The following is a 1,131-nucleotide window of genomic DNA, read 5'->3' as shown; positions in this document are numbered from 1 at the left end:
TGGTGCCGGGCCCGCGACGTGCCCTTCGGGGGCGCGGGCGGCCGCGAGCCGCACCCGCGGTTCGAGACGCCCCCGGGCAGGCAGCTGCAGTTCGACTGGAAGGAGGGCATGAGGCTCGTCGACTCGGAGGGCGAGGTCTTCGAGTTCAGCGTGTTCACCGCGACGCTCGGCTACTCCCGGAAGCACCGCTTCATACCGGTCAGGAGCCGCACGCTCGACGACCTGCTGTCCTGCCTGCTCGCCACCTTCACCCGCCTCGGCGGCGTCCCGGAGGAGTGCATCACGGACAACATGTCGTGCCTGGTGACCGTCTCTGGCCGCAGGAGGACCAGGCAGGAGAGGGCGTGGCGGTTCGCGCGGGAGGCCGGCTTCGAGCTCAGGCTCTGCGCGCCGCGCTCGCCGCAGACCAAGGGCAAGGACGAGTCGGCCAACCGCTTCCTGAACCGCCTGCTCGCCTACGGCGGCGAGTTCACCGGGTGGAGCGGCCTCGCCGAGGCGGTGGCCCGGGTCGAGGCCCAGGCCAACTCGGAGCCGAACCGCACCACCGGCCTGCCGCCCGACGCGCTGTTCATGCGGGAGAAGGAGTGCCTGCGGCCCATCGGGAACCTCCGGCTCCTCGAGTCGATGGTGGGCGACGTGAGCGTCCAGACCGTCCCGCCGACCATGCTCGTCAGGGCCGCCGGCAGGGAGTGGTCCGTGCCCAGGCGCTGCATCGGCCGGCGCGTGAGCGTCGTGGCGATGCCCGGCGGCCAGGTCGTGGTGAGGATGGCCGGCGAGGAGGTCGCCGTCCACGACGCCGCGTCCGGGCCGTCGAGGCCCATCAACTACGACCCCGACCACTACGGGCAGGCCCTCGAGGGGAAGCGGGGCCTGGCCGACGCGGACATCGCCGAGGCCGCGCGCGCCAACCTCGCGCTGCTCGACTCGCTCGGAGGGGCGTGATGGGCGCCGTCGCGGAGGGCAGCCCCTCGATCAGGGCGCAGGCGAACCTCTCCGCGCTCGGGCTGCACGAGATGGCGGCGTCCCTGCCCGACTACGTGAGGATGGTCGCCGCGGGCGAGCGGGGCTTCGCCTCCGCCCTCGAGGAGATGACGCGCGTCGAGGTCGCCGCCCGGGAGGTCAGGATCACCA

The 1,131-nt window shown here is 73.1% G+C and carries 1 protein-coding gene and 1 pseudogene; both read left to right on the top strand.

Annotated features, from left to right (window positions below; all coding sequences use genetic code 11):
• The coding region (locus tag ACTQV4_RS10275) for a Mu transposase domain-containing protein (RefSeq protein WP_441569778.1) at positions 1-942 on the top strand (942 nt) is incomplete at its 5' end.
• A pseudogene (locus tag ACTQV4_RS10270) lies at positions 942-1,131 on the top strand (IS21-like element helper ATPase IstB); the annotation flags it as partial. The gene ACTQV4_RS10275 and the pseudogene ACTQV4_RS10270, both read left to right, overlap by 1 nt.

This window comes from Collinsella sp. LCP19S3_B11 (assembly GCF_052121915.1).
Lineage (GTDB): Bacteria > Actinomycetota > Coriobacteriia > Coriobacteriales > Coriobacteriaceae > Collinsella.
This window is presented reverse-complemented; position numbering and strand designations above follow the sequence as displayed.